At 67.2% G+C, this 9,474-nt stretch carries 5 protein-coding genes; all 5 read right to left on the bottom strand.

What is annotated here, in order from left to right; all coding sequences use genetic code 11:
- Positions 1-4: 4 nt before the first annotated feature.
- On the bottom strand, positions 5-5,020 hold the full coding sequence (locus tag AB0M14_RS15915; RefSeq protein ID WP_364994709.1) for a DNA repair ATPase: 5,016 nt from the start codon (positions 5,018-5,020) through the stop codon (positions 5-7).
- Positions 5,017-6,879 (bottom strand): flotillin family protein, encoded by a 1,863-nt coding sequence (locus AB0M14_RS15920; protein ID WP_364994712.1) that lies wholly within the window; start codon positions 6,877-6,879, stop codon positions 5,017-5,019. The genes AB0M14_RS15915 and AB0M14_RS15920 overlap by 4 nt, the downstream gene beginning before the upstream one ends.
- The gene (locus AB0M14_RS15925; RefSeq protein WP_364994715.1) at positions 6,879-7,508 is read right to left on the bottom strand and encodes a hypothetical protein; all 630 of its coding nucleotides are present in this window, start codon (positions 7,506-7,508) and stop codon (positions 6,879-6,881) included. The genes AB0M14_RS15920 and AB0M14_RS15925 overlap by 1 nt, the downstream gene beginning before the upstream one ends.
- A 238-nt stretch (positions 7,509-7,746) precedes the next feature.
- Complete coding sequence (locus AB0M14_RS15930) at positions 7,747-8,043, bottom strand: hypothetical protein (protein WP_364994718.1); 297 nt, start codon at positions 8,041-8,043, stop codon at positions 7,747-7,749.
- Positions 8,044-8,045: 2 nt separating this feature from the next.
- Entirely contained in the window at positions 8,046-9,281 is a 1,236-nt protein-coding gene (locus tag AB0M14_RS15935) for a cation:proton antiporter (protein WP_364994721.1), read from the bottom strand.
- Between the last annotated feature and the right edge of the window lie 193 nt (positions 9,282-9,474).

Here is a 9,474-nt window from a genome sequence, read left to right on the forward strand (position 1 = left end):
CCGCTCACAATGACCACCGCGCCGGGAGCGATGAGTTGTCGTGGGCGGCATGGTTTCCGGTGGGCGGGCCGGCGTGGAGGGCACGGATAGCCGATTCGATCGCGCCGATGCGGTCGGCGAGCAGACTCAGGCCGCCGATCGCGCGCGCCAGCGGGTCGTCCGTGCCGCCGCCGAGGGCCTGATCGCGCAGGTAGGCGGATTTGACGGCCGTCCAGCGTTCGGCCTGGGCCGGGGTGAGGCGGTCGCGGAGCTCGGCGAGTTTGAGCAGGTTAGCCTCCGCGCCACCGGCGAGGGTTTGGGCTTCGCCGGTGTAGTGGTCGTCGATCAGGGCCTCCAGTTCCTCGTCGTCCATGACCGGGATGATGCGTTCGGTCAGGGCGTTCATGTTGCGGTAGGAGCCTTGTAGTTGGAACGGCGGTTCGGTGCGGCCGGCGTCGGCGGTGGCCGCGGACGCGATGTAGGCCTGGTTGACGGTCAGGACCACCTGCTGGACCCGCAGCATCTTGCCCAGCACCGAGCGCAGGTCGGACAGCTCCGCCGCCGAATACGGGTGCCGGAGTTGGTCGGTGCGAGCGGTCTCGTCGCCCCGGGCCAGGCGTATCAGCAGTTCGAGATCGGCACGATCACGCGAAGACAGCGGGGCGAGCACCGGATTCGCGGTGAGCGCGTTCTCCAGGTAGCTCAGCGCGAACAGCTCCTCGCGGCCGGACAGGACATCGCCCAGGTTCCAGACGTCGGCGCGGTTGGCGAGCATGTCGGGGATGCGGAACCGCCTGCCCTGCTCGGTGTACGGGTTACCGGCCATGCAGACCGCGAAGCGTTTGCCGCGTAGATCGTAAGTGCGGGAACGGTTCTCCCGGACACCCTCGATCCGGCGCTGACCATCGCAGAGCGAGATGAACTTCTGCAACAGTTCGGGGGAGGTGTGCTGGATATCGTCGAGGTAGAGCAGGACGTTGTTGCCCAACTCGAGTGCGAAGTTGATCTTCTCGACTTCCTGGCGGGCGGTGGCGTCGGGGGCTTGCCGCGGGTCGAGCGAGCGCACTCCGTGGCCGAGGGCAGGTCCGTTCACCTTGACCAGCACCAGGCCCAGGCGGGCGGCCACGTACTCCACCAGCGTGGTCTTGCCATAGCCCGGCGGGGAGATCAGCAGCAGCAGACCGGACTGGTCGATGCGTTTCGCGGCGCCGGTCGCGCCGAGCTGCTTGGCCAGGTTGTCGCCGATCAGCGGCAGATACACCTCGTCGAGCAGCCGGTTGCGCACGAATCCGTTCGGCACCGTCGGCTGGAACTCGGCCAACCGCAGGCGGTGTCGTTCAGTGGCGAGGAGTTCGTTGCGGCGATGCAGGTAGGCCCGGAAACCGGGCACCCGCTCGCTGCGGAAACGGTGACAGCGGGCTGCGAGTTCATCGAGCCGGAATGTCAGCTCCCGGTGGGTGATTCGGGGGTGGACGCCGAGCAGGCCGGGCACGGTGGCGGACAGTTCGGCCGACGAGTCGTGCCGGGGGAGCGCGGGGCCGCACAGTTCGATCGCCACCGCCTCGGGCAGCACCGGGCGATAGGCATCGAGCTCGCCGACCTGCTCGAGGAACGCGGTCAGCCACGCTGAGATCAGCTGATGGCGCAGGATCAGTTGACTGTCGAGGATCTTCAGGTCGCGTTCGTACTCGGAGCGCGCGGTGCGCAACGCGCGGTGGAAACGGTCAACCAGTGTGCGTGCGACGGTGCTGGTGGCGAATCCCGCGGGCTCCCCGGCGATCTCCTCGAACAGGTATGCCGCGGCCACGGTGTGATCGATCTCGGCCAGGCCGAATTCGGCGGTGTATTCGCCGATGCCAGTGGCGATTTCGGTGCGCAACTGATCGATCGCGGCGGAGCCGCCGAACATGGCTCGTACTCGGGCCAGCGCGGTGATCCGGGTGCCCCACTGTTGTGCGGCGTCCGCCGTGCCGAACTGCCACCACAGTTGGGCGGCCGCGCGTTCGGCGGGCGGGAAGCGCAGCAGTCCCGCCCCGGCGTGCACGCGCAGCGCGGCGGTCAGGATGGCGGTGGCGTCGTGGTCGTGCACGCCGCGCTCATATCCTTCGTCGTAGCGCTGTTCGGCGCTGCGGGTGATGATCGTGGCGAGTGCGCCGTCGGTGACCGCCTGGTGCAGCGCGGGCAGCGTGCCCGCGGATTCCGCGGCGGCCAGGATGGACATGGCGAGATGTTCGGCGCGGTACACCTCGGTGGTCTCCGACGCCAGCCGTTGTGACCAGTACGGCGCGGTGTCCGCGAAATCACTGTCCCGCAGTGGCATTCGGTAGTCGGTCCCGGTGATCACGTAGTCGATCGAATCGTCGTGCGGCACCAAGGCAAGATCGACGTTCTGGGTGTTGACCGCGAACAGATGCCGGCCCAGCCGAATCGTCTCGCCGTCGTCGGCATACAGATCGAGCCGATCCCGCAGCGCGCGCCCGGCCTCCTGGCGCGCGGCGGTGATCCGGCCGTCGAGTTCCTCGGCGCGCACCACCTCGCCCAGCGCGCGCAGCTCCGCCACGGCTTTGCGCAACCGCTTCACCAGGGGGTCCGTGGCGAAGTAGGTGTTCACCTCGTCCAGCGACGCCAACGCCGTACACCGGTGTTGCACACTGGACAGGATGCGCCGCGTCGACTCCGTCAGCCGGTCGGCTCGCCGGGAACGCTCGTCGAGCAAGGCTTGCTTGCGGGTGGCGAACGCTTCATAGACGTCCTCGCGCGTCCCGGCCAGCTGTTCGGTGTAGTCGTCGAACTCACCGAATCGCGTTTCCAGATTCTCCACTGCCAGTAGCAGTTTCGCCAGCTGCTCATCGCAGGCGTCCGGAGTGGTCGCCGCCGCGAGCGCCCCGGGGATCGCCTGCCCGAGCAACCCGAACTCGGCGGCGAACTCGGCGCGGCCCTCGGCGGCGGCGAGTTCGGTGCGCCGGGTCTCCAGAATGGCCCGAGCCCGGTTCACCCCGCCGAGGACCGTGCTGATCTGCGCCAAGATGCGGGTCCGCTCGGTCGCGTCCGCGATGTCGAGAGTCGCGACCACCTCGGTCACGGTGTGCAGGCCCTCGGTCTGCTCGGCCAGCCACTGCCGGATCGGATCGGCCCCGGCCACCGTGGTGAGCTGTCCGGCCCGCTCGGTCGCGGCGTCGATTTCCGCTCGGTATCCGGCGAACGCATCGGTGCCGCCGAGGAATCGAACAGCGCGGCGGCCGGTTTCGGTGACTGCGCCGTCCAGCGTCGTGGTGAGCTGTCCGAGGCGGTCGGCGTCGGCGTAGCGCAGCTCCCGTAGCGACGCGAGATGGCCTCGAGCCTGGTGTAGTTCGGCGAGGTTGTGCACCCAGCCGTCGGCGGTGCTGTGGGCGGCCGACCGGCTGGCGCGGACCAGCGCGTCCACCTGCCGCGCGGCTTCGTCCAGTGCCGTCGCGGCCTGCGCGGTGCGGGCGGCGACCTTCTCGAACTCCGCCAGGACCTGCTCGGTGCTCTCGCGCAGGGCGGCCAAGGGTTCGGCCAGCGCCTCCAGTTCGGGGTCGGCGAGCCAATGGTGGTGGTCGGCCGCGCGCGTGCAGGCCGCGATCATCGCCTCGAAAACCGGTGTCGCCGGAGCCATGTCGTCGACCATGCGGGCCACCGACAGGCAGTCGGAGATCCCGCGCACGAGCTCGGCGTTGCCGACGCGGGCCAGCGGCCCGGTCTCGGCCGGTTGGCGGGCGGCGTGCAGGTCGGAGACGAACGGTGTCTGCCACACCTGCATCGGATGCACGCGCGCCGGTTCGTCGGACAGGGACCGGAACACCACCATCGTGCCGTCGTCGAACAGTGAATAGCCGTGGCAGGTAATGGGATTGGCTACCTGTTTGCGGATCACGTTGTAGGGCAGCAGCAGGGTGCGGCCCTCGGCGCGGGCGTGGAACACATACAGCACATCCTCGCCGTTGGTCGCGCGGACGGTGCGTTCGTACTCCAGATCGGCGACGGCGGTGTCGAAGGTCTTGTGCACGCCGGTGCTCAGGTAGTAGCCGCCGGGAAAGATGATGCCCTGGTCTTCGGGCAGCAGCCGGCACGACAGGCCGATTCCGTCCAGTCGCACCACCGTTTTGGTTTTCGTATTGAAAACCAGGTACCGCCAGTCGGTTTCGTTGTACGGGCGGATGCGCAGCAGGATCAGCGCACCCACCCGGACATAGTGCACGTCCGCGTCGGCGAGACTCTGCAGCGGTTCGGCGACCGGTTCGGCGTAGATGCCCGCACCGGTCTCGGTGTTGTTCTCGATCTTGATGGTGAGGGTGCCGCCCAGCGTCTCGACGAACACCTCCCCGAGGATCGACAGATGCGGGTGGCGGCCGAGGACCTGGTCTTCGCGGGTGGATTCGGTCCAGTCGAATTCGTGGGCGGGTGGGAACACGTGATCCCGCTCGCCGCGATTGTCCTGGTAGGCCACCGTCCCGTCGGGACCGGTCCGCCAGCGCAGTACCTTGATGTCGTCGGTGCGCTGACCGGTCTGGAAGACCGCCAGCAGTCTGCCTTCCACCCGCCGCAACTGCAGCAGCCGAGTTTGGCTGTAGTAGCGATACAGCTCGGCGAAGTCGCGGCAGAACTGGTCGGCGTCCAGAAGCGCTGCCGGATCGGCTGTTTCGAACGAGAATCGCGCACCGTCGCGGTGGAACCGGTGTACCGCGAACACATCCTCGACCGCGGTCTCCGGTTTCATGCCGAGGAAGACGTTGTATCCGAACATCATTCGGCCGTCCGGGAGCCCGGCGATGTCGCGGGGTACACAGTTGTGTTCGGTGCGGATCCGCTCGGTGCCCAACAGAGTCAACTCGGTACCGCCGAACCCCTCGATGCGGCGGTCGTTGAGTTGTTCGCAGCGCCGGGTCAATTCGGCCGCCTGGGTGCGCAGCCGGGCGCGCAGCACGTCGTAGGTGCCGCCGTCGAGGGCGGTATCTACGGACGGTGCGGACTCGGCCGCCCCGTCCGTGGCCTCGGTGTGCCGCGCCGTGGCGGCGCTCATTTGCTCAGGGTGACGTCGCCGGCGGCCTCACCCGTCGTGTCGTGCCCATTGCGTACGAGCAGCGAACCCACCAACGCCGTCGCGGCCGCGCCGGTGTCGGAGTGCAGCAGCTTGTCCATGCCTTTGCCGAGCCCGATCGAGCCGACCAGGCGGTCCAGGAACATCGACTCCCCTCCAACGATGTCGATGTTCGCCTGCCGCAGTCCCGCTGCCAGCACCTCCGCCTGCGCGTGCGCGACCTCGCGATGCGCGTCGATCTTGGCCAGCTCCACCTCCTTGTTCAGTTCCAACCGCAGCCGGTACTCCTCGTGCTGACGGGTGGCGTCGTCGAGTGCCGCCATCGCCGCCGCCTTGTCCTGCAGGCCCGCGGCCTCGCCCTTGAGCTTCTCGCGCAGCCCCTCGGCTTCGGCCAGTGTCTTCTCCCGCAGCGCGGTGGCTTCGGCCCGGCCGACCTTCTCGATGGCATCGGCCTCGCGTTCGCGCACCTGTGCCTGCCCGAGCCCCGGAGCCGCCGCCTCCGCCTGCACGGCCTCGGCGAGCCGAATCTTGGCCCGCGCCCGTAGATCCGACGCCTGCTGTTCGGACTCGGCCAGCGTCAGCGCCTCCTTGGCCCGGAACTTCGACGCCGCCTCGGCGGCCTCGGCCGCCTTGATGTCCTTGACCAGGTGTTCCTGGGCTTCGGCTTCGGCGCGAATGATGATCGCCTGGCGCTGCCGCTCGGCCGCCTCGACCGCCCGCAGCCGGTTGATCTGCTCCTCCTGCTCGGCGACGGTCTTGTCGACCGCGACCCGCTCGCGCACCACCTCCGCGACCGTGCGCCGCTCGGTCTCCACCTCGCGTTCGGCGGCCATGCGGGCCAGCTCCACCTCGCGGTCGCGGGCGGTCACCTCCAGCAGCCGGTCCTTCTCGATGCGTTCGGATTCGATCGCGATGACCCGCTCCCGATTCTTCTCCGCGACCGCGATCTCCCGGTCCTTGTTGCGGTCCTGGATGCCGAGCGCTTCCTCGGTGCGCAGCACGGCGGTCTCCGCCTTGAGGCGCTGCTCGGCCTGTACCAGCGCGATTTCGGCTTCCTCACGCGCACGCAAGGTTTCGACCTCACGCCGCTGCCGGTTCTCCGCGTCGGCCTGCTGGCGTTCCAGTTCCAGCACCGCCTCCCGGGCTTCGACGTTCTGGCGGGTGATCTCCTTCTCTTCCCGGCGGCGGAACTCGTTGGTGCGCACGTGCTCGATCGCGGTGAGCTCGGTGATCTTGCGAATACCCTGCGCGTCCAGGATGTTCTGCGAGTCCAGCTGCATCAGCGGGGTCTGCTCGAGGTAGTCGATCGCCGCGTCCTCGAGGCTGTAGCCATTGAGGTCGGTGCCGATCACCGCGATGATCCGGTCCCGGAATTCGTCGCGCTTGGTGTAGAGATCGACGAAATCCAGATGTTTGCCAACGGTTTTCAGCGCCTCGGAGAACTTCGCGCTGAACAGATCTTGCAAGGTCGCCTGATCGCTGGCGCGTTCGGTGCCGATGGCCTGCGCCACCTTGATCACGTCCTCGACGGTTTTGTTGACTCGCACGAAGAACGTGATCCGGATATCGGCGCGGATATTGTCTTGACAGATCAGCCCGTCCCGGCCGAGCCGGGCGACCTCGATGGTCTTCACCGAAATGTCCATGTATTCGGCTTTGTGCAGGACCGGCAGCACCACCGCGCCGGTGAAGGTGACATCCACCTGTCGAATTTTCGAAATGATCAGCGCCCGGCCCTGGCTCACTTTTCGGAACAGGCGGCCGACCAGGAACACGCCGGCGAGCGCGACAAGCAGGACGAGGGCGATAAGTACGCCGAGTCCGATAGCGATGGTAGACATCAGATCCCCTCCAATGAAGCCACCCAGAATGTTTCGGTGGCTTGGTCGTAGTCGTAGACGACTGCGGAATTCCCCTGCGTCAGAGGCGTGGTCACGGCGTGCTCGGTGCTCTGCCGGACCTGGATGATCGCCGACGAACCGTCGGCGGAAACTAGTTCGGCTTGGCCGAATTCGGAATCGACCCGGCCGGTGCGGATTACGCAGATCCGCCCGACGAAATCAGTGTGCGATGGCGCGGCGGCGGTACGGAACAACCGGCGCAGCGGAAGTACCAGCACCCGAGTCCCCGCCACGGCTGCCACCAGCGCCGCTGCCGGCGTGAGGACGGTGAGGAAGAATTCGGCGTAGCCACCGATTCCGCTGGCCGCCAACGCGGTAGCGCCACCGAGGGTGCAGAACCACGCCAGCGCGATCACCCCGGTCAACGCTACGGTCACCGGGACGCCGCCGAGCCCGAGCGCTTCGAAACGAATTGTGATGCCGTCGGATTCGGCGTCGTTCCAATGATCGAACTGATCACTCTGCGCATACCCGGCAAGAACGAGCAGCCAGTACCCGAAGACGACGATCAGTGCGAAAGTGAAAAGCGCGGTGGGGAAACTCAGCGTGGTGGCAACGAACTCACCCATGCCGCGGTGAAGGCGTTAGCCGCATCCCGAAACCGGAATGGCGCCAACGAATCTCACCGCGCGAACTATTGTGCTCGACCCTGCGACCGCAGAAAAAACGCCCCTGAACAAACACCGTGAACTCCCTCATCGGGCCAACCCCCGACCCAATTGAGTCAGGTTCTGCCGACCAGACTTCCCGGCGCTCCTACTCGTAAGGATGCCGTAAATATCGTGGATTTGCAACTCGAATTATGGTTCATTCCAACGAAGTACGCGATGTGCCCGGCTGCCGCCGCCCCGCCCGGCGGCGAAGTTCCGCGACGGAAACGGTGCGGGCGCCGCCCTCGAGCAGCATCCGGTGACCTCGGCCGGCACCGGCGACCCGCCCTTCGCCGGGCTCGCTGCCGCGGCCGAAGCTCGAACCAGACGAGCCTTTGGTGACTTCGACCGGCATGCTCTCGCCATAGCCGAGCGAGTAGGCGAACACGTTGACCGACTGCATGATCGAGAACAGCGCCGCGGCGCCGAGGCAGAGGCCGAAGAGCCCAGGCACATTCAGTCCATTGCCGATTGCCGGGTCTGCGGGTCTGCCGGGCTGATCTTGGCCTCCGGCGCTCCCGTGGGCAGGTTGTCCGGTGGTTCCACCCGCAGTGCTTTCGCGACCGGGACGTCGGTGGAGGAGTGCAGGATGATCGACAGGGCGATGGTGACGGCGACGAGGTCGAAGATGTTGTCGGCCTCCGGGATTCCGGATTGCAGCACCAGCAGGCCGTACACCACCGAGGCGAAGCCCTTGGGGCCGAACCAGGCGGCGGTGGCGCGTTCGGCGGTGGTCAGCGGGGTGCGCATCAGCGAAAGCATCATGGCGGCCGGGCGGACCAGGAGGATCGCCAGCAGCGCGACGACCCAGGCTCCCGCGCCGAGTTCGCCGAGGCGTTCCGGGGTGATCAGCGCGCCGAACACCAGCAGGGCGGCGAATTTGGTGATCTCGGAGAGCAGTTCACCGAACGGTTCGTACTGTTCGGCGGCGACCTTGTCGAGGGTGGCCAGCGTCGATCCGGCGGCGAACGCGGCCAGGTACGGATTGGCGTGGGTGAGATGGCATGCGCCGTACAGGGATACCGCGATGGCCAGCGGCCCCAGCGCTTGCAGGCGCGGCTCGACGGTGAGGATCCGGGTGCGCCAGGCCAGGACGACGAGCGCCGGGACCACGATGCCGAGAATCAGCCCGAGCGCCAATTCCCAGGCGATGGTGCCGATCCCGGAATCCTTGTGCTGCGCGGTCGCCAGGAAGATCAGGACGAACGGCAGCGCCAGGCCGTCATTGAGTCCGGACTCGACATTGAGCAAACGGCGCAGCCGCAACGGGATGTCGCTGCGCCCGACGATGGCCGCGGCGAACACCGGGTCGGTGGGGGAGAGGATCGCGCCGACGAGCAGGGCGGTCGGCCAGTCCAATCCGGCCAGGAAGTGGGCCGGGACGGCGATCAGCACCATGGTGATCGGCATGGCGATGCCCAGCGCGCGACCCGAGAGTTGCCAGCCGTCGCGCAGGGCGCGCACATTGGCGCGCTGGCCATCAGTGAAAAGGACTGTGAACAAGGCGATGTCGGCGAGCATCACCACCAGCGGATCCGACGGTGCGATGCTGACCAGGCCGAGTCCACCGTCGCCGATCAGGGCCCCGGCCAGTAAGAACAGCAGTGCCGTCGACAACACAGTCCGGGCCGCCACACCGGACAGCGAGACGCTGACCAGCAGCACTACCCCAAAAGCCAATACCAGCGCCATGATCCCCGCCCGTCGACAATCGAGCACAGCCGATATTTCGGACTATGCTGCCGACCAGACTTCCCGGCACACCGCCCATAAAGATGCCGTAAAGATCGCTGCAAGTGCAAGCCGATTCCCAGAGGTTGGTCGCCGGCCCGCAGTCGTCATCTGATCTCAAAGATCGTTCGAACGTTGCAAAGAGCTGGTCACC

This window comes from Nocardia sp. NPDC051832 (assembly GCF_040681285.1).
In the GTDB taxonomy this organism is placed as follows: Bacteria; Actinomycetota; Actinomycetes; order Mycobacteriales; family Mycobacteriaceae; genus Nocardia.